Source organism: Bacillus sp. HSf4, from assembly GCF_029537375.1.
In the GTDB taxonomy this organism is placed as follows: Bacteria; Bacillota; Bacilli; order Bacillales; family Bacillaceae; genus Bacillus; species Bacillus sonorensis_A.
Genome location: NZ_CP120679.1, coordinates 1750388 through 1770762 on the forward strand (window position 1 = coordinate 1750388; position 20375 = coordinate 1770762).

General features: G+C 49.3%; 20 protein-coding genes. 18 read left to right on the forward strand and 2 right to left on the reverse strand.

The genetic code is table 11. The features are described 5' to 3' along the window. Window positions 1-4: 4 nt before the first annotated feature. Window positions 5-1720 (reverse strand): Rqc2 family fibronectin-binding protein, encoded by a 1716-nt coding sequence (locus P3X63_RS08950; RefSeq protein ID WP_277692752.1) that lies wholly within the window; start codon window positions 1718-1720, stop codon window positions 5-7. 140 nt (window positions 1721-1860) lie between these two features. Here P3X63_RS08950 and P3X63_RS08955 point away from each other — a divergent pair, with 140 nt between their 5' ends. The 17 genes from P3X63_RS08955 to spoVM all read left to right on the forward strand — a co-directional run bounded on the left by P3X63_RS08955 (window position 1861) and on the right by spoVM (window position 19429). Next, entirely contained in the window at window positions 1861-4533 is a 2673-nt protein-coding gene (locus P3X63_RS08955; RefSeq protein WP_077736862.1) for a calcium-translocating P-type ATPase, SERCA-type, read from the forward strand. 74 nt (window positions 4534-4607) lie between these two features. Beyond that, window positions 4608-5483, forward strand: coding sequence for a YicC/YloC family endoribonuclease (locus tag P3X63_RS08960; protein ID WP_277692753.1), 876 nt, complete (start codon window positions 4608-4610; stop codon window positions 5481-5483). 74 nt (window positions 5484-5557) lie between these two features. Further along, entirely contained in the window at window positions 5558-5827 is a 270-nt protein-coding gene (remA, locus tag P3X63_RS08965; protein ID WP_077736858.1) for an extracellular matrix/biofilm regulator RemA, read from the forward strand. Between the two features lie 8 nt (window positions 5828-5835). After that, window positions 5836-6450, forward strand: a complete 615-nt coding sequence (gene gmk, locus P3X63_RS08970) for a guanylate kinase (RefSeq protein ID WP_026586916.1) — start codon at window positions 5836-5838, stop codon at window positions 6448-6450. Window positions 6451-6453: 3 nt separating this feature from the next. Then, window positions 6454-6654, forward strand: coding sequence for a DNA-directed RNA polymerase subunit omega (gene rpoZ, locus P3X63_RS08975; RefSeq protein WP_026586917.1), 201 nt, complete (start codon window positions 6454-6456; stop codon window positions 6652-6654). 82 nt (window positions 6655-6736) lie between these two features. Beyond that, complete coding sequence (gene coaBC / locus P3X63_RS08980) at window positions 6737-7954, forward strand: bifunctional phosphopantothenoylcysteine decarboxylase/phosphopantothenate--cysteine ligase CoaBC (RefSeq protein WP_026586918.1); 1218 nt, start codon at window positions 6737-6739, stop codon at window positions 7952-7954. After that, the gene (gene priA / locus P3X63_RS08985; protein WP_277692754.1) at window positions 7951-10368 is read left to right on the forward strand and encodes a primosomal protein N'; all 2418 of its coding nucleotides are present in this window, start codon (window positions 7951-7953) and stop codon (window positions 10366-10368) included. Before coaBC ends, priA begins: the two co-directional genes overlap by 4 nt. A gap of 25 nt (window positions 10369-10393) precedes the next feature. Further along, window positions 10394-10876 (forward strand): peptide deformylase, encoded by a 483-nt coding sequence (gene def / locus P3X63_RS08990; protein WP_026586920.1) that lies wholly within the window; start codon window positions 10394-10396, stop codon window positions 10874-10876. A gap of 4 nt (window positions 10877-10880) precedes the next feature. After that, a complete protein-coding gene (gene fmt, locus P3X63_RS08995; RefSeq protein WP_077736857.1) occupies window positions 10881-11834 on the forward strand; it encodes a methionyl-tRNA formyltransferase in 954 nt (317 codons plus the stop codon). Then, the gene (rsmB, locus tag P3X63_RS09000; protein ID WP_026586922.1) at window positions 11821-13170 is read left to right on the forward strand and encodes a 16S rRNA (cytosine(967)-C(5))-methyltransferase RsmB; all 1350 of its coding nucleotides are present in this window, start codon (window positions 11821-11823) and stop codon (window positions 13168-13170) included. The genes fmt and rsmB overlap by 14 nt, the downstream gene beginning before the upstream one ends. Continuing rightward, a complete protein-coding gene (gene rlmN / locus P3X63_RS09005; protein ID WP_026586923.1) occupies window positions 13167-14255 on the forward strand; it encodes a dual-specificity RNA methyltransferase RlmN in 1089 nt (362 codons plus the stop codon). The genes rsmB and rlmN overlap by 4 nt, the downstream gene beginning before the upstream one ends. A gap of 7 nt (window positions 14256-14262) precedes the next feature. Beyond that, on the forward strand, window positions 14263-15027 hold the full coding sequence (locus tag P3X63_RS09010) for a Stp1/IreP family PP2C-type Ser/Thr phosphatase (RefSeq protein WP_026586924.1): 765 nt from the start codon (window positions 14263-14265) through the stop codon (window positions 15025-15027). Next, window positions 15021-16997, forward strand: a complete 1977-nt coding sequence (gene pknB / locus P3X63_RS09015; protein WP_026586925.1) for a Stk1 family PASTA domain-containing Ser/Thr kinase — start codon at window positions 15021-15023, stop codon at window positions 16995-16997. The genes P3X63_RS09010 and pknB overlap by 7 nt, the downstream gene beginning before the upstream one ends. 12 nt (window positions 16998-17009) lie before the next feature. Then, on the forward strand, window positions 17010-17885 hold the full coding sequence (gene rsgA / locus P3X63_RS09020) for a ribosome small subunit-dependent GTPase A (protein WP_026586926.1): 876 nt from the start codon (window positions 17010-17012) through the stop codon (window positions 17883-17885). Window positions 17886-17887: 2 nt separating this feature from the next. Next, window positions 17888-18541: a ribulose-phosphate 3-epimerase gene (gene rpe, locus P3X63_RS09025; RefSeq protein ID WP_026586927.1), complete on the forward strand. Its 654-nt coding sequence runs from the start codon at window positions 17888-17890 to the stop codon at window positions 18539-18541. An 85-nt stretch (window positions 18542-18626) separates the two neighbouring features. Beyond that, a complete protein-coding gene (locus tag P3X63_RS09030) occupies window positions 18627-19271 on the forward strand; it encodes a thiamine diphosphokinase (protein ID WP_026586928.1) in 645 nt (214 codons plus the stop codon). A gap of 77 nt (window positions 19272-19348) precedes the next feature. Further along, a complete protein-coding gene (gene spoVM, locus P3X63_RS09035) occupies window positions 19349-19429 on the forward strand; it encodes a stage V sporulation protein SpoVM (protein ID WP_003221545.1) in 81 nt (26 codons plus the stop codon). Between the two features lie 110 nt (window positions 19430-19539). Here spoVM and rpmB read toward each other — a convergent pair whose 3' ends face one another. Next, a complete protein-coding gene (gene rpmB, locus P3X63_RS09040) occupies window positions 19540-19728 on the reverse strand; it encodes a 50S ribosomal protein L28 (protein ID WP_003181685.1) in 189 nt (62 codons plus the stop codon). Between the two features lie 281 nt (window positions 19729-20009). Between rpmB and P3X63_RS09045 the strand changes: the two genes are divergently transcribed. Further along, window positions 20010-20372 (forward strand): Asp23/Gls24 family envelope stress response protein, encoded by a 363-nt coding sequence (locus P3X63_RS09045; RefSeq protein WP_026586929.1) that lies wholly within the window; start codon window positions 20010-20012, stop codon window positions 20370-20372. The last annotated feature ends 3 nt before the right edge of the window (window positions 20373-20375 follow it).

The window sequence follows — 20375 nt, forward strand, 5'->3', positions numbered from 1 at the left end:
TTAGTCAGCGCGTTTTTTTCAGCTTGATGACAAGGTCTTCATCAGGGGTGACAAAAACGGTTTGCTGGCGGTCATACGTGACAAATCCCGGTTTTGCGCCGTTCGGTTTTTTCACATAGCGTATTTTCGTATAGTCGACAGGGACCGAAGCCGAATTTTTCGCTTTGCTGTAGTAGGCCGCGATCTGAGCCGCTTCAAGAATCGTTTTCTCATCCGGATCACTCGTTCTAATGACGACATGCGAGCCCGGGATGTCCTTTGTGTGAAGCCAAATATCGTCGCGGGCAGCAAGCCTCATCGTCAAATACTCATTCTGTTTATTGTTTTTGCCGACAAGAATGGTTTCTCCTGCTGTCGATTCGTATGTTTCAAGGGTTGGCGCCTGTTTTTTCTGCTTTTTCTGACCCTTAGGCTGTTTGATGCGCAAATACTTTCCTTCTGCAAGCTCTTCGCGGATTTCATTTAAATCCTTCGGCGAGGCTGATGTGAGCTGCTGAATGAGCTGGTCGAAATACGCGATTTCCTCTTCGGCCAGTCTGATCTGCTCCTTGACGACATCCACGGAATTTTTCGCCTTTTGGTATTTTGTAAAATAGCTTTGCGCGTTTTCCGACGGTGTTTTATTCGGGTCGAGCGGAATGGTGACCTCTCCGCCGTCTTCATCATAATAGTTGATCACCGTCGCCGATTGATCGCCTTTTTTCAGCTGGTAGAGGTTCGCTGTCAAAAGCTCTCCGTAAAGCTGAAAATCCTTCGCGTGCTTCGATTGCTCGAGCGTTTTTTCGAGCTTTTTGATTTTATTTTCGTTTTTTTTCTTTTCATTGACGACGAACCGTTCTAAATCATGAGCCTGCTGTTTGACGCGGTCGCGTTCCGCTTTTCCGAAATAGTAGCGATCCAGAAGTCCGCTCAAGCTGTCAAACACACGCTTTTCGCCTTTTAGATGCGTCAAATCAAGCAGGTAAAAATATTCTTTTCCCTCTTGTGACACAAGCTGCGGAGCGAAGCGCCGGTCTTTGACGGCGGCGAACATCTCCACAAGCTCATTCGGGAGTGTCGCCCTGTTGGCGAGCCCTGCGCGAAACACGGCTTCTTTAGCAAACAGCGGAGAGACGCCGGAGAAGGTGTTGACAATCTGCTTATCCAATTTTCCTTCCTGAAAGTTCAGGTGGCGGAGAATGTCCTCTTTCCCGGTTTCCAGCGGAGACAGCTTGTTCTGCGCTGGAGGCAGAACATAGTCGTAGCCGGGGAGAACGGTCCGGTAGCTGTTCACGGCAGGGGGAAGGTGTTTTAAGCTGTCGATGATCACGTCTTTTTCTCCATCTGTCAAGACGATGTTGCTGTGCCTTCCCATGATTTCAACGAAAAGTTTTCTGACGAGCATATCGCCGATTTCGTTGCGGCTTCGGATGTGGAAGACCATCATTCTGTCCATTCCGATTTGTTCAATCTGCTCGATAAATCCGCCTTCCAGATGCTTGCGGAGCAGCATGCAAAACATCGGCGGAGCGCTCGGGTTATCATATGTTTCATTTGTGAGATGCACCCGTGCGTAGCTTGGATGGGCGGAAAGCAGCAATTTAACGTTCTTCCCGTTCGCTCTGATATGAAAAATAAGTTCGTGCTTAAACGGCTGATGGATTTTTGCAATCCGTCCGCCTTGGATGACTTTGTTCAGTTCCTCTGTCATTCCGTATGTAAAAATGCCGTCAAAAGACATGTTGATAACACCCTTTTCTCGTTATTCCTCTAACTAAATTGCCATTCAATAATTATAGCATGATTTTGGACGAGTCTGAATAAATTGACTTGTAGAGACGGAGTCTTAAAGCACTTAGGGCAGGAGGAGTGGACGAATCAATGAAATGGCACGAGATGGGACAAACCGAATTGTTGAATATAACAAAAACGTCCATAAACAATGGTTTAACAGAAAAAGAGGTTCAAAAACGCCTGGAAAGACACGGAGCAAACGAGCTTCAGGAAGGGGAAAGGACATCGGCGCTCGCCTTGTTTTTTTCCCAGTTTAAAGACTTTATGGTTCTTGTGCTAGTAGCGGCGACGCTGATTTCCGGTTTTTTGGGGGAGTACATCGATGCGATCGCCATCATTGCGATTATCTTTGTAAATGGCATTCTCGGATTTTTTCAGGAGAGGCGGGCGGAACGGTCGCTTGAGGCATTGAAGGAACTGTCGGCTCCCCAGGTGACAGTGCTAAGGGAAGGGAGCTGGATCAAAGTTCCTTCAAAAGAGCTTGTGCCGGGTGATGTGGTGCGCTTTTCAAGCGGCGACAGGATCGGCGCCGATCTTCGAGTCGTCGAGGCAAAGAGCCTGGAAATAGAAGAGTCGGCTCTCACCGGGGAATCGCTTCCTGTGTCTAAGCACGCTGATGTGTTTCAAGCCTCTGATGTTTCTTTAGGCGACTTAACAAATATGGCCTTTATGGGAACGCTTGTCACAAGGGGAAGCGGCATGGGCGTTGTCATTGGCACAGGAATGAACTCTGCGATGGGAAAAATCGCCGATATGCTTGAATCGGCCGGGAATGCTTCGACTCCGCTGCAAAGAAGGCTGGAAGAGCTCGGCAAAATTCTGATCGTGGCCGCCCTCTTCCTGACGCTGCTTGTTGTTATCGCCGGCGTCATTCAAGGGCATGACATCTACAGCATGTTTTTGGCGGGCGTTTCACTGGCCGTTGCCGCTATACCTGAAGGACTGCCGGCGATTGTGACAGTCGCTTTGTCCCTCGGTGTACAGCGGATGATCAAGCAAAAATCGATTGTCAGGAAGCTGCCTGCGGTGGAAACGCTGGGATGCGCCTCGATTATTTGCTCTGATAAAACGGGAACGATGACACAGAACAAAATGACGGTCACCCATGTCTGGTCAGGGGGGAAAACGTGGAACGTGTCAGGCATCGGCTATGACCCGAAAGGCTCTTTCAGCATGGATGGTCGCGACATTCAGATCAAAAACCACAAATCATTGCAGCAGGTTCTGCTGTTTGGCGCACTCTGCAATTCATCCTCCATCATCGAAGAAGACGGCGATTTTCGTCTTGACGGGGATCCGACAGAAGGGGCATTGCTAACGGCGGCCAAAAAAGCGGGGTTTACTGACCGGTATGTTGGCGAGCATTTTAAAGTCGTCGAGGAGTTTCCCTTTGATTCGACGCGTAAGATGATGTCCGTCATCGTCGAAGACAAAAGCGGAAAGCGGTTTGTGATTACAAAGGGCGCCCCCGATGTCTTGATGAAGCGGTCGTCACACACGCTGAAAGAAGGAAGCCGGGAAGCGTTTACGAAAGAACGGCTCACAGAGACAAGCGCCGCCCTGGAACGGCTTGCCTCACAGGCGCTGCGGACGATCGCCGTCGCATATAAACCGCTGAAGGAAACGGAGAATCCGCCGCTCGAAAAAGCGGAATCCGGTTTAACGTTTATCGGTCTTTTCGGAATGATTGATCCGCCGCGTCCGGAAGTGAAAAAAGCGATCAAAGAGTGCCGGGAAGCGGGGATCAAAACAGTGATGATCACCGGGGATCATGTGACGACGGCAACGGCGATCGCAAAACAGCTGGGTCTTTTGCCGCCGGGCGGAAAAGTCATGGACGGGCAGATGCTGAACGAGCTTTCACAGGAAGAGCTGGCAGAAACCGCGGAAAATGTTTACGTGTTTGCCAGAGTATCGCCGGAACACAAGCTGAAAATCGTCACCGCATACCAGGAAAACGGACATATCGTCGCCATGACCGGAGACGGCGTCAATGACGCGCCCGCCATCAAACAAGCTGATATCGGGATCGCCATGGGGATCACCGGGACGGATGTCGCCAAAGAAGCTTCATCATTGATTCTCGTCGATGATAATTTTGCCACGATTAAATCGGCGATCAAGGAAGGGCGGAACATCTATGAAAATATTAGAAAGTTCATCAGATATCTTTTAGCATCCAATGTAGGCGAGATTCTTGTCATGCTGTTTGCGATGCTGCTAGCCCTCCCTTTGCCGCTCGTGCCGATTCAAATTCTTTGGGTCAACCTTGTGACAGACGGGCTCCCGGCCATGGCACTCGGAATGGATCAGCCTGAGGGCGATGTCATGAAGAGAAAACCGCGCAATCCGAAAGAGGGCGTGTTTGCGAGGGGACTTGGCTGGAAAGTGGTCTCGCGCGGGTTTTTAATCGGCGCTGCTACGCTCGGGGCCTTTATGTTCATTTACCACCGAAATCCTGAAGAGCTTGCATATGCCCAGACCGTCGCCTTTGCGACATTGGTGCTGGCCCAGCTGATTCATGTGTTTGACTGCCGCAGCGAACGTTCTATTTTTGACCGCAATCCGTTTGAGAACCTTTACTTGCTCGGGGCCGTCTTGTCTTCGATTTTGCTGATGCTGGTTGTCATTTATTATCCGCCGCTGCAGCCGATCTTCCATACCGTCCCGATTTTAATGGTAGACTGGCTCTTGATTATCGGCATGTCGGCCATCCCAACTTTTTTGCTAGCCGGGTCACTTTTGACAAGAAAAAAATAGGCTTGTATGATATAATCTTAAAGGTAATAGAGGTTTCTATTGCCTTTTTACTTATACAGAATTGGGTGTGTTTTATGATACGGAGTATGACCGGTTTCGGCAGCGCGAGCAAAACGAAGGATGGGCTGACAGCAGCTGTTGAGCTGAAATCTGTCAACTATCGGTTTAAAGAAGTGAACGCCCGCATGCCAAGGCCTTTGCTCTATTTAGAAGACAAAATAAAGCAAACGATTTTTAAGCATATACAAAGAGGAAGACTGGAGCTGTTCGTTTCGGTTGATGGCGAGGCTCTGGTCAGCCGGAAAATCCAGGTTGACTGGCCGCTGCTTGAAGAGTATCTCAAAGCCGCAGGCGAGATGAAAGACCGCTGTCAGCTTTCGGGAGATGTCACGGTTCATGACGCCTTTCAGTTTGAACATGTCGTTCAGGTTGAGGAGGAGCCTGTCCGCAACGAGCAGCTTGAAGGTGTTCTTCTCGAAGCGGTTGAGGAAGCCATCCTTGAACTGTGCAGCATGCGCGAAGCAGAAGGGCTGAGGCTTAAGGAAGACTGCCTTCTGCAAATCGAAAGGCTTGAGAAGCTGACAGACGATGTCGCAAAGCTTGCTCCCCGCGTCGTTGACCACTATAGGGAGCGCCTTGAGGCAAGGCTTGAAGAATGGTCGGCGGACCGCCTCGACGAAAGCCGGCTCTTGACCGAAGTCGCTTTGTTTGCTGACCGCTCCGATATCACGGAGGAAGTGACAAGGCTGAAAAGCCATTTCCGCCAGTTCCGCGATATTTGCGATTCAGGCGGGCCGGCGGGGAGAAAGCTTGATTTTCTCGTGCAGGAGCTCAACCGGGAAGCGAATACGATCGGCTCAAAGGCAAATGATCATAAGATCACAAAACATGTAGTCGAAATGAAAAGCTCTATTGAAAAAATAAAAGAACAAGTGCAAAATATAGAATAGCGATTGTGCGTATTGTTTAGGGATGTTCTCTCCAGGTTAAACTAGAGACGTCCAATACAGGGGGAACGTAGAAGATGACGATTAAACTGATTAATATCGGCTTTGGAAATATCATATCCGCGAATCGGCTCATCTCGATTGTGAGTCCGGAGTCCGCGCCTATCAAACGGATGATCCAGGATGCGAGAGACCGCGGTATGCTTATAGATGCTACATACGGAAGAAGAACGCGAGCGGTTGTCATTATGGACAGTGACCATATCATCTTATCTGCCGTCCAGCCTGAGACAGTAGCACAAAGGCTTTCCGCTAAAGAAGAAATCATCGATGAAGGGCAGGGATAATTGGCCTTATGAAAGAAAGAGGATTATTAATCGTTCTCTCCGGCCCTTCCGGCGTCGGTAAAGGAACGGTCAGGCAGGCGCTGTTTGCTCAGGAGGACACAAAGTTTGAATATTCGATTTCGGTAACGACGAGGCAGCCGCGACAAGGTGAGAGAGACGGCGTCGATTACTTTTTCAAAACGCGTGAACAATTTGAAGAAATGATTGAAAACGACAAGCTGCTCGAATGGGCCGAGTATGTCGGCAACTATTACGGGACACCCGTCGATTACGTGGAGAAGACCCTTGAAGAAGGAAAGGATGTTTTCCTTGAAATTGAGGTGCAGGGGGCGCTCCAAGTCAGAAAGGCGTTTCCCGAAGGCCTGTTTATCTTTTTGGCGCCGCCGAGCCTTGCCGAGCTGAAAAACCGGATTACAACAAGAGGGACTGAATCTGAAACCCTGATTGAAAACCGGATGAAAGCGGCGAAGGAAGAAATCGAACTGATGGACGCCTATGACTATGTTGTCGAAAATGACAGTATTGAGCTTGCCTGCGAAAGAATCAAAGCAATCGTTCTCGCCGAGCATTTGCGGCGTGACCGCGTTGCCCCAAGATATAAGAAAATGCTGGAGGTTGAATAACTTATGCTAGATCCGTCAATTGACTCTTTAATGAATAAACTCGATTCAAAATACACGCTTGTGACTGTGTCGGCAAGACGCGCCCGTGAAATGCAGATCAACAAAGACGCACAGATCGAAAACCCGAAGTCGCATAAATATGTCGGCAAAGCGCTGGAGGAAATCGATGCCGGCCTTTTGACATTTGAAAAGGAAAATCGCTAATAGCCTTAAAAATAGCAACCTATCCATTAGGTTGTTATTTTTTTCAGGGAACCATCCAACAGAACATAAGGGGGAGAAAACGATGCTGAAAGATCGCAACATTCTGCTGTGTGTAAGCGGAGGAATTGCGGTGTACAAAGCAGCCGCACTGACGAGCAAGCTTGTACAGGCAGGGGCCAATGTCAAAGTCATCATGACAAAATCCGCCTGCGAATTTGTCTCACCGCTCACTTTCCAGGCGCTTTCGCGTCACCACGTTTATACCGATACATTTGAAGAGCCGAATCCGCGCGTGATCGCCCACATCGACGCTGCGGATTGGGCTGATCTTGTGATTGTTGCACCTGCAACAGCCAACATTATCGGAAAACTCGCCTCAGGGCTGGCCGACGACATGCTGACGACGACGCTTTTGGCGACGACGGCGCCGGTGTGGATCGCTCCGGCCATGAATGTCCACATGTATGACCACCCGGCCGTCAAACGGAATATCGATGTTCTCTACAAGGACGGCTACCGGTTTATTGAGCCGAGCGAAGGCTATCTTGCCTGCGGGTATGTCGGTAAAGGCCGGCTTGAGGAACCGGAACGGATCGTCCAATTGGCAGAAGAGCATTTCACAGGTGGAAAGACCGGTCTATTAGCGGGAAAACACGTTGTGGTCACAGCGGGCCCGACAAGGGAAAAAGTCGACCCCGTCCGCTTTTTCTCAAACCGTTCGACAGGGAAAATGGGCTATGCCTTTAGTGAGGAAGCGGCAAAGCTGGGAGCGCGTGTGACGCTGATCAGCGGCCCCACGTCGCTTGATGAACCGCCGGGGGTTGACGTCGTTCGCGTCCAATCTGCCGAAGAGATGTATCAAGCGGTTCTGTCTGTATTCGATGAGAGCGACATCGTCATTAAAACCGCAGCTGTCGCCGATTATCGGCCGAAGCATATTCATGACCAAAAAATGAAGAAAAAAGACGGCAGCCTGGTGATTGAGCTTGAACGGACAAAAGATATTTTAAAAGAGCTGGGCCAGAGGAAAACAAAGCAAATCCTGATCGGTTTTGCAGCGGAAACCGAAAGTATTGAAGAATACGCCCGAAAAAAGCTGGACTCTAAAAACGCCGACATGATTGTCGCCAACAATGTCACCGCTGAAGGCGCCGGTTTTGGAACGGAGACCAACATTGTCACGGTTTATCATAAAGACGGGAAAAAGACAGCACACCCTCTGATGACAAAGCGGGAGGTTGCCGCTCAAGTCTTAAAGGAAGCCGCCCTGCTTTTTGATCGGAGCGGGACCTCTTCATGAACTTTGCAGAAGTGATCGTCGATGTCACCACGAAAAATATCGACAGACCGTTTGACTACCGCATCCCGGAAAAATGGAAAGGGATGATTCAAAAAGGGATGCGGGTGATCGTTCCCTTTGGCGCCCGCAAAATACAAGGGTTTGTTATCGGTGTGAAGGACACATCAGAACTCGCCGTGCGCGCGGTCAAGGAGATCGAGGAAATCCTTGACCTGACGCCTGTTTTAACCGAAGAGCTGCTCGATTTGTCCGACTGGCTGACAGAAAAAACGCTTTCTTATAAAATTACGGCTTTGCAGGCGATGCTGCCGGCTGCGATGAAAGCGAAGTACGGCAAAGAAATCAACGTGATCAGAGAAGAGCGGCTTCCAGATAGGCTGAAACGATTGTTTTCCGAAAAGATGTCACTCTCCTATTCAGATATAGAAGACCACGGGATATTGAAGCTCATCCAGCGCCAGGTTCAAGAAGGAAACCTTGAAGTGGCCTACAAGGTCAAGCAGAAAACAAACAAAAAGACGCAGAGAATGATCGCGCCCCTCTGTTCGAGGACGAAATTGAATGAGGCGCTGGACGAGCTTTCTGCCCAGGCTGTCAAACAAACAGCAATTCTTCAGTTTTTCATTGCATCCGATGAGGGGCTCTCGGTGCCGGCAAAGGATCTTCTCGAAAAGACCGGCGGGTCCTCCGCATCCTTAAAAGCGCTGATTCAAAAAGGCCTGCTGAAGGAGAGCGAGCAGGAGGTTTACAGAGACCCTTATCAGGACAGAATGTTCAAAAAAACCGAGCCGCTTGCTTTGACTGAAGAACAGGCCCGAGCATTTGAAGCGGTGGCAGAAGCGATTGAAGAAAAGCGGCATGACGTATTCCTTCTTCACGGCGTCACCGGCAGCGGTAAAACAGAAATTTATTTGCAATCGATTGAAAAGGTGCTGAAAGCCGGCAAGGAAGCGATCGTCCTCGTTCCGGAAATCTCGCTCACACCGCAAATGGTCAACCGTTTCAAAGGCCGTTTCGGCTCACAGGTTGCCGTCTTGCACAGCGGGCTTTCAACAGGAGAAAAATATGATGAATGGCGGAAAATCCACCGCAAAGAAGTCCGGCTTGTCGTGGGGGCGCGCTCCGCGATTTTCGCCCCGTTTGAAAATCTCGGTATGATCATTATTGATGAAGAGCATGAAACATCTTACAAACAGGAGGAAATGCCGAGATACCACGCGAAAGAAGCGGCGATTAAACGGGCCGAATACCATCGGTGTCCGGTCGTCCTCGGCAGCGCGACTCCGACGCTTGAATCGTTTGCCCGCGCAAAAAAAGGCGTCTACAAGCTGCTTACCCTCAAGCACCGTGTCAACCATCAGGTTATGCCTGACGTTTCCCTCGTCGATATGAGGGAAGAACTGAGAAACGGAAACCGTTCGATGTTTTCCAGAGATTTAATGGCAGCTCTTGAAGAGACGCTTGAAAAAGGCGAGCAGGCCGTCCTGTTTTTAAATAAAAGGGGCTATTCCTCGTTTGTGATGTGCAGGGACTGCGGATATGTCATCCAATGTCCGCACTGCGAAATTTCCCTCACATACCATAGATTCGGCCAGCGCCTCAAATGCCACTATTGCGGCTATGAAACCGGGATGCCGTCAAGCTGTCCCGAATGCGGAAGCGAACATATCCGCTATTTTGGAACAGGAACACAGCGGGTCGAAGAGGAGTTGGCGAAAATTTTGCCTGCTGCCAGAGTCATCCGCATGGACGTGGATACAACTTCAAGAAAAGGAGCCCATGAAAAACTGCTCACATCCTTTGGGAGAGGGGAAGCCGATATCCTGCTCGGCACGCAGATGATCGCCAAAGGGCTCGATTTTGAAAACGTCACACTTGTCGGGGTGCTGAGCGCCGATACGATGCTTCACATCCCCGATTTCAGAGCAGCGGAAAAAACGTTTCAGCTGATGACGCAGGTCAGCGGAAGAGCCGGACGTCACGAAAAGCCGGGCAGGGTCATCATTCAAACTTATACCCCGTCCCACTACAGCATTGAGCTCACGAAAACGCATGACTATGAAACATTTTTCCGGCAGGAAATGCTTCACAGAAGAGAGCAGGCATACCCGCCGTATTATTATTTGGCGCTCGTCACCGTCTCACACGAAGAGGTGACAAAAGCGGCCATCGTCACGGAAAAAATCGCCGGCTTTTTAAAAGCGAACATTTCCGGCGACGCTAAAATTCTCGGGCCGGTCGCATCGCCGATTGCCAGGATCAAAGATAGATATCGCTATCAATGCGTGATAAAATACAAACAGGAAAAAATGCTTACATCTTTACTCAAAAAAGTGATGGATCATTATAAGCGGGATATTGAACAAAAACAATTGTCGATTTCGGTAGATATGAATCCTTATATGATGATGTAAGACATAGCAGATGGAGGGCTTATCGTTGGCAGTAAAACCGATCGTAACGTACCCGGCAGAAGTGCTTGAAACCCCTGCCGAGCCCGTTGCGGCTTTTGATAAATCATTAAAAAAACTACTTGATAACATGTATGACACGATGCTCGAACTGGATGGAGTCGGCCTCGCCGCTCCGCAGATCGGCGTCTCCAAAAGGGCGGCCGTCGTCGATATCGGTGATGAGACAGGGAGGATCGAGCTGATCAATCCGGAGATCATCGAGGAACGCGGCGAACAGACAGGACCTGAAGGGTGCTTGAGCTTTCCGGGTTTATACGGCGAAGTGACGCGGTCTGACTATGTCAAGGTGAAGGCATGCGACCGCCGCGGAAAACCGTTCACAATTGAAGCGGAGGGTTTTTTGGCGAGAGCGCTGCTGCACGAAATCGACCACCTGGACGGCGTTTTATTTACGTCAAAAGTAACGCGCTACATTGAAGCGGAAGAACTTGAGGAAATGGAAGGATGATTGGATGACAAGGATCGTTTTTATGGGGACGCCGGATTTTTCGGTTCCGGTGCTGAATACACTGATCAAAGACGGCTATGATGTGGTGGGTGTCGTCACTCAGCCCGATCGTCCAAAGGGGCGAAAAAAGGTCATGACACCGCCTCCGGTCAAAGAAGAAGCGCTGCGGCACGGCATTCCCGTGCTTCAGCCTGAAAGGGTGCGGGTAGAGGAGGAGACCGACAGGATTCTTCAGCTTGAGCCCGACCTAATCGTAACGGCGGCATTTGGCCAAATCCTGCCGAAAAAGCTTTTGGATTATCCGAAATACGGCTGCATCAATGTCCACGCTTCCCTCTTGCCCGAGCTTCGCGGAGGAGCGCCGATCCACTACGCAATCCTTGAAGGCAAACAGAAAACGGGTGTGACGATTATGTACATGGTCGAAAAGCTCGATGCGGGGGACATGCTGTCAAAAGTGGAAGTGGACATCGAAGAAGATGATAATGTCGGCACCCTTCATGATAAACTGAGCCAGGCGGGAGCCGCGCTTCTTTCCGAAACGGTTCCGAAAGTCATCAACGGTTCGGTGTCACCGGAAAAACAGGATGAAGAAAAAGCGACATATGCGCCAAACATTAAACGTGAGCAGGAACGGATCGACTGGTCAAAACCTGGTGAAGTTCTGTACAACCAGGTGCGCGGTCTAAATCCTTGGCCTGTCGCCTACACGATGCTCGGCGGAAAGACCTTGAAAGTCTGGGCGGCGAAAAAGACTTCGGCAGGAAAACAGGGAGAGCCGGGAGAGATCATCGCCGTTGAAAAGGACGGGATTGTCGTTGCGACTGGAAACAGCACCGCGCTGAAACTGACGGAAGTGCAGCCGGCGGGCAAAAAAAGAATGAGGGGCGAAGACTTCGTAAGGGGAGCGGGTCTTCAAACCGGAATGAAATTAGGTTATGTCGATGAAGAAAAGTAATGTCAGGGAAGTGGCGCTTGATGCGCTGATTAAGCTCGATCAAAATCAGGCATACAGCAATCTCCTGCTCCAGTCTGTCATGAAAGCAAGCGATTTAAACGACAAGGACAGAGGGTTGCTGACAGAACTCGTTTACGGAACCCTTCAAAACAGGCTCGCTCTCGATTATATGCTGAAGCCGTTTATTAAAAAGCCGGAAAAGGTGAAACTATGGGTGATTCACCTTTTAAGAATGTCGCTGTACCAAATGGAATACTTGGAGAAAATACCTGACCGCGCCGCACTGTTTGAAGCGGTTGAGATCGCGAAAAAACGCGGGCACAAAGGCATTTCTTCATTCGTTAACGGGGTTTTGCGTTCGATTCAGAGGGAAGGCGTTCCTTCATTTGCTGATATCAGCGATCCGATTGAGCGCCTGGCGGTTGAAACGAGCCATCCGGAGTGGCTTGTCAGAGAATGGACGGAGGCTTACGGATTTGAGGCTGCTGAACAAGTGTGCAGAATCCATATGATTCCGCCGAAGCAAACGCTCCGGGTCAATACGCTGAAAAACGACAGAGACACACTGCTTAAACGCCTCAGTGAAGCAGGATTTGAGGCGGAGGAAGGCGATTTGTCCGAAGATGCTGTAAAGCTGTTAAAAGGAACGATCGCAGCGAGTCCGTTTTTCAAAGAAGGCGATGTGACCATTCAGGATGAAAGCTCAATGCTCGTGGGAAGAGCGGTCGGCCCGGTACCAGGAGAAACGATTCTTGACGCCTGCGCCGCCCCGGGAGGAAAATCGACCCATATCGGCGAGCTTCTTGAAAATACGGGGAAGATTGTCTCCCTTGACCTTCATCAGCATAAAGTCAAGCTGATCAAGGAAGCGGCCGGCCGGCTCGGCCTGTCAAACATCGAAGCCCGGGCGCTGGACGCCAGAAAGGCCGGTGCAGCTTTCGAGCCGGAAACTTTTGACCGGATTCTCGTCGATGCTCCGTGCTCCGGCTTTGGTGTCATCCGGAGAAAGCCGGATCTTAAATACAGCAAATCGCCTGAAGATTCCTCTCGTCTTGCCGGGATTCAGCTCGCCATTTTAAGGGAAATCGCACCGCTTTTGAAAAACGGCGGAACACTGGTCTACAGTACGTGTACGATGGACCGGACAGAAAATGAACAAGTCATGCATGCTTTTTTGGAAGAACACGACGAATTTGAAGCGGACCCCACCCTCGTCGAGCGGCTGCCCGAAAAAGCGGCGCCGTATGTCAAGGATGGGAGCATTCAAATCCTCCCTCACTACTTTGGTACAGACGGCTTCTTTATTTGCAGCATGAGAAAGAAGGGATCACAATGATTGAAACGAAACAAAAGATCAGAAAAGAATTGCGGACAGAGAAACCGTCCATTTATTCTTTTGAAATAGAGGATATCAAAAGCTGGCTTAAAGAAAACGGAGAAAAGCCTTTCCGCGCCACACAGATTTTCGAGTGGCTCTATGAAAAACGAGTCGCATCGTTTGATGAGATGACAAACCTTTCAAAGGAGCTCCGCGCCAAGCTGAAAGACCAATTTGTCTTAACAACGCTGAAAACGGCCGTCAAGCAGACATCTCAGGACGGAACGATGAAGTTTTTATTTGAGCTTCATGACGGATATACGATCGAAACCGTATTAATGCGGCATGAATATGGCAATTCTGTTTGTGTCACGACACAGGTGGGATGCCGGATCGGCTGTACGTTCTGCGCTTCAACACTCGGAGGGCTGAAGCGGAACCTTGAAGCAGGCGAGATCGTCGCACAGGTGGTCAAAGTGCAGCAGGCGCTCGATGAAACAGACGAGCGCGTCAGCTCGATCGTGATTATGGGAATCGGCGAACCGTTCGACAACTTTCAGGAAATGCTTGCTTTCTTGAAAATCGTCAACCATGATCAAGGGCTGAATATCGGTGCGCGCCACATCACGGTATCAACGAGCGGCATCATCCCGAAAATCTATGAGTTTGCCGATGAAAAGCTGCAAATCAATTTTGCGATTTCTCTGCACGCGCCAAACACGGAAATCAGAAGCCGGCTGATGCCGATCAACAGAGCGTACAAGCTTCCAGAGCTGATGAAAGCAGTCGAATACTACATTAAAAAAACCGGCAGAAGGGTCACGTTTGAGTACGGCCTTTTCGGCGGTGTCAACGATCAGGTAGAGCACGCGGAAGAATTGGCTGCATTATTAAAAGGAATCAAATGCCACGTCAATTTGATTCCCGTCAATTATGTACCTGAACGAGACTATGTCAGAACACCTAAAGAACAGATTTTCGCCTTTGAAAAAACATTAAAGTCTCACGGAGTAAATGTCACGATCAGAAGAGAGCAAGGCCATGATATTGACGCTGCCTGCGGACAGCTGCGTGCGAAGGAGCGAAAAGAAGAGACGAGGTGAATCAAGGTTGAAGACAGCCTTAAAGACGGACAGGGGAAAAATACGGCCGCACAATGAAGATGCTGCGGACATTTTTACTGAAAAAGAAGGATATGTTTTTGCCGTTGTCTGCGACGGTATGGGAGGTCATCTTGCCGGCGATGTTGCTAGCAAGATGGCCGTCTCATCCCTTCGGGACATCTGGGAGCAAACCGAAGACATTCCGGCTTCTCCCGCTGAGAGCGAAGCATGGCTGAAAGAGCAGATTTCGGCCGTCAATCAAAAACTATACGACCATGCAAGAGCGCACGAAGAATGCCAGGGAATGGGGACGACGGTCGTCTGCGCTTTATATGAGGGGAAAACGTTGACGGTCGCCCATATCGGCGACAGCCGCTGCTATCTTCTGCATCAAGACAGCTTGACTCAGCTGACCGAAGACCATTCGCTTGTCAATGAACTGGTCAAAACCGGAGGGATTTCAAAGGAAGACGCTGAACACCATCCGCGGAAAAACGTGCTGACAAAAGCGCTCGGTACAGATCCTGATGTACAGGTCGAGGCCCACACCTTTGAAATCGAACCCGGCGATCAAGTTCTGTTATGCTCTGACGGTCTGACGAACAAAGTGGATGATCAAACATTGCAGGAAATGCTTGAGGCTTCATCTTCTCCGGAGGAAAAAGCTGAGCGGCTTGTTCAGGCGGCCAATGACAACGGCGGCGAAGACAACATTACCGTCGCGATATTGGAGCTTCCTTTTCAAACTGAAGAAGGTGAAGACAAGTGCTAATCGGCAAAAGGATCAGCGGACGCTACCAAATCCTGCGCGCTATCGGCGGAGGGGGAATGGCTAACGTCTATTTGGCTGAAGACATCATACTCGATCGGGAAGTCGCGATTAAAGTGCTGCGATTTGACTTCGTTCACGACGCCGATTTCATCAGGCGGTTCAGACGGGAAGCCCAGTCCGCAGCAAGCCTCGATCATCCGAATATCGTCAGCATTTATGATGTCGGAGAAGAAGATGACATCTACTATATCGTCATGGAGTATGTAGAGGGGATGACCCTGAAAGAATACATAAACCGAACCGGTCCCCTCCATCCAAAAGAAGCGGTCCAAATCATGGAGCAGATCATCTCCGCCATCGCTCACGCCCATGAAAATCAAATCGTACACCGGGATATTAAACCGCACAATATTTTAATCGACCATATGGGACACATTAAAGTCACCGATTTCGGCATTGCCATGGCTTTAAGCTCAACAACCATTACGCACACCAACTCGGTATTGGGCTCTGTCCATTATTTGTCGCCTGAACAGGCAAGAGGCGGCCTGTCTACGAAGAAATCCGACATTTATTCACTCGGTATTGTGCTGTTCGAGCTGCTGACATCACGCACGCCATTTGAAGGCGAATCAGCGGTCTCAATCGCACTCAAACATCTGCAAACGGAAACCCCTACAGTGAAAAGGTGGAATCCCGCCGTGCCGCAAAGTTTAGAAAACGTCGTGCTCAAGGCCACGGCCAAAGATCCGTTTCACCGGTACGATTCCGCTGAAGAGATGGAAAGCGATTTGCAGACGGCTTTTGATCCGGACAGAATCGATGAAGCGAAATTCGCCATTCCGTCTGACGATGAGATGACGAAAGCGGTCCCGGTCATCAAAGACCTTCCGTCTGACGCGGATGGACAAGGGGATGCCGCTGATGTTGCGGAGGAGGCACCTGTTTTATCAAAAAAAGAAAAAAAGAAGCAGGCTAAAGCGGGCAAAAAGAAAAAAAGAAAAAAATGGCCGCTCATCGTGCTGACCCTGCTTTTCATTTTGATCACTTCTGCCGTACTCGCTTTAACGGTGTTTCCGTCACTCTTCTTCCCTAAGGATGTAGAGGTTCCGAACGTTAGCGGCCTCGAATATGAAGAAGCCGTCACAGCGTTGGAAGGAGAAGGGTTTGAAGTCGATCCAAATGCGGAAGACATCGCCGACGAAAAAATTGCGGAAGGGCTGATTGTCAAAACAGACCCGGCAGCAGGCGATGTCGTCAAGGAAGGTGCGACAGTCAAGCTGTACAAAAGCTCCGGCAAGGCGAAAAAGGAAGTGGAAGATGTCGTCGGCCAAAAAGCCGATGCCGCACAAAAGCTGCTTGAACAAAAAGGCTTTAAACATATCAAGACGGAAGAGGTTCATGATGAAGAAGAAGCCGGCACTGTCATCGAACAGAAGCCGACGGCAGGAACGGAAATCGTGCCCGGCGACGACGAGGTCAAGTTGACGGTCAGCCTCGGACCGGAAGACATCACATTGAGAGATTTAAAAACATACAGCAAACAGGCAGCTTCAGGCTATCTGGATGATCACCAGCTCGTACTGGTGGAAAAAGAAGCGCACTCTGATGACGTTCCGGAAGGCCAGGTCATCAAACAAAAGCCTGCAGCCGGGTCGACCGTCAAACCGGGAGATAAGGTTGAGGTTACATTTTCACTCGGACCCGAACAAAAGCCGGTCAAAACGGTGACCGAAAAAATCGAGATCCCTTATGAGCCGGAAACGGAGGGGGAAGAGCAGACCGTCCAGATTTCGATTGATGACGAAGACCACAGCATTTCCGACGTCTATGAAAATTTTAAAATCACGGCGCCGACCGAAAGAACGATCAAGTTCAGGATTGCCCCCGGCCAAAAAGGGTATTATCAAGTAACCGTCAACAATAAAGTGGTCAGGACCAAAACGATTGAATATCCTGAGGATGAATAAAGGAGGTGCAGTATGCCTGAGGGCAAAATCATTAAAGCTTTAAGCGGCTTTTACTATGTATTGGATGGCGGGAAAGTGATTCAATGCAGGGGAAGAGGGGTTTTCCGAAAGAACAAAGTAACCCCTCTTGTCGGCGATGATGTCGTCTATCAGGCCGACAATGATAAGGAAGGCTACCTTCTTGAAATCAAGGAAAGGCTCAATGAATTAATCAGGCCCCCGATCAGCAATGTCGATCAGGCCGTTCTGGTGTTTTCAGCGAAAGAGCCGGCTTTTAGCACTTCGCTTTTGGACCGTTTTTTAGCGCTTGTTGAAGCAAACGACATCAAACCGATCATTTGCATCACGAAGATGGATCTGGCGGAGGATGTAAAAGAAGACATTCATCAATATGCCGAAGACTACCGGAAAATCGGGTACCCCGTCTATTTGACCTCAATCAAAGAGGGCGGCGCAAAAGAAGTAACGGCCCATTTTAGAGACCGAATCACCGTGTTCGCCGGTCAATCCGGTGTGGGGAAGTCTTCCCTGTTAAATGCGATAAGCCCTGACCTGGAACTAAAAACCGATGGCATTTCCGCCCATTTAGGGAGAGGCAAGCATACAACGCGCCATGTCGAACTGATTGATGTGGGCGGTGGGCTCGTGGCCGATACACCGGGTTTTAGCTCGCTGGAATTCACCGGCATCGAAGCCGAAGATTTAGGATATACCTTTTTGGAGATCGGTGAAAAAAGCAGAGAATGCAAATTCCGCGGATGCCTGCATCTAAAAGAGCCGAGCTGCGCCGTCAAAAAAGCGGTGGAAAGCGGGGACATCGCTTCATATCGATACGACCATTATGTTGAATTTTTAAAAGAGATTAAAGATAGAAAGCCGAGGTATTAAATATGGTATATGTTGCTCCTTCGATTCTTTCAGCCGACTTTGCCCGTTTGGGAGAAGAGATCAAAGATGTAGAACAGGGCGGAGCCGATTTCATCCACATTGATGTGATGGACGGGCATTTCGTTCCCAACATCACCATCGGACCGCTTGTTGTCGAAGCCGTCCGCCCGATCACCAAACTGCCGCTTGACGTCCATTTGATGATCGAGGACCCGGATCGCTATATACCTGCATTTGCAAAAGCGGGAGCGGACATTCTTTCCGTCCATGTCGAAGCTTGTCCGCATCTCCATCGGACGATCCAGCTGATCAAGGAACAGGGGATCAAGGCGGGTGTTGTTCTAAATCCGCATACACCGGTTGAGCAGATCGAACATGTGCTGGAAGACCTTGATCTTGTCCTTTTGATGACGGTGAATCCGGGTTTCGGCGGACAATCGTTTATTTCTTCCGTTGTTCCGAAAATCAGCCGGGTCAAAGAGCTTGCTGAGCAAAAAGGACTTTCAGATTTGCTGATCGAAGTGGACGGAGGCGTGAACAGAGAGACCGCAGCACAGTGCATTGAAGCGGGAGCGAATCTGCTTGTCGCCGGATCTGCCGTCTATAATGAAAAAGACCGCAAAAAAGCCATTTCCAATATTAAAGGAGCCCTCTGAATCAAACGGTTTGGGCGTGCTCCTCTTAAAAAAGAGCCAGCCTGTGCTGTGCTCTTTTTTAAAGGGGGTGCAGAAAGGATAAGTGATGAAAACGATCAATATTGTCGCCGGAGGACCCGGCCATCTCATTCCTGATCTATCGCAGTACCGTGACGATCAAGCCCTCTGGGTCGGCGTCGACAGAGGAGCGGCGGCGCTTCTGGAAGCGGGAATCATACCCGATGAAGCGTTCGGAGACTTTGACAGCATCACGGCAGAACAAAAGGAAGCGCTTGAAAAAGCCGCCCCCCGTCTGCATATCTACCAGGCGGAAAAAGATCAAACAGATTTGGATCTCGCGCTCAGCTGGGCTGTCAAAGAGCAGCCTTCCTTGATCAGGATGTTCGGCATCTCAGGCGGGAGAGCGGATCATTTTCTCGGGAATCTGCAGCTTCTTTATCAAGCTCTCCAACAAAAGGTGAGCGCTGTCATGATCGACAAGCAAAATGCGATCACCATGCATTCCCCTGGTACATATACTGTCATGCGTGATCAAACGAAGCCGTATGTTTCATTCCTCCCGTTTACAGAAACGGTGAAAAACCTATCTCTCGAAGGATTTAAGTATTCTTTAAATAAGTGTCATATTGCTCTTGGTTCTACACTATGTATTAGTAACGAACTCATCCATTCACAAGGTGCTTTTTCGTTTACAGAAGGCATATTAATAATGATAAGAAGCACTGATTAAAATATCCTGGCTCTTTACGCCTGTCTAAAAAAGACTGGCGATACATGCGGCTGCGGGACTCTTGAGGAGGGAACGGAATGAAATTTTACACCATTAAATTACCGAAGTTTTTGGGGGGGATCGTCCGGGCAATGCTTGGTTCGTTTCGCAAAGATTAAAAGCGCCGGTCCGCTTTTGAAACGGACTGCTCCTTCCCGGACGAAGAAAAAGAATGTAAAAAACGCCTGCCTTTAGGACACGGTCGCTATAGGCAGGCGTTTATTTTTTCTTATACACGCTCAACTTTTCCAGATTTCAAAGCTCGAGCAGATACATATACTTTTTTAGGCTTGCCGTTCACAAGGATACGCACTTTTTGAACGTTTGCGCCCCATGTGCGTTTAGAAGCGTTCATTGCGTGAGAACGAGAATTGCCAGAACGTGATTTTCTGCCTGTAATAACGCATTTACGTGCCATTTGTTTCCCTCCTAACTCTCAAAAAAACATCATCATTCTTTATCGATTTGATCACCTGTGATGCTTCAGATACTTTAATAATTTACCACAGCTGAAAACCGTTTGCAACTATTGTTTGCTATCCTTTCAAGAATAATCACTTGACATCTTGAAAAAATGAACGCGCTGTAGTATAAGTAGGGTTAGGTTTAGACAGAAGCATGCCTGTTCTTTTAAAAAGAAGGTCCTTATAGTAGAATGATGATAACTCGGTCAAAGTGACTCAAAAAGGAGGAACCGACGTGTCCATTGAATTCCGAACAAAATACGGACAGATAGATATATCAAATGAAGTCGTCGCCACGGTTGCCGGAGGTGCGGCGATTGACTGCTACGGGATCGTAGGTATGGCATCTAAGAACCAGATCAAAGACGGGCTGACTGAGATCCTCAGAAAAGAAAATTTCAGCCGCGGCGTGATCGTCCGTCAGGAAGAAGATCGCATTCATATTGACATGTACATCATTGTCAGCTACGGAACGAAAATTTCTGAAGTGGCACACAATGTTCAAACAAAAGTCAAATATACGCTGGACCATACGGTAGGTCTTGCGGTTGATTCCGTCAATATTTACGTTCAAGGAGTACGAGTGACGAACCCGTAGTTA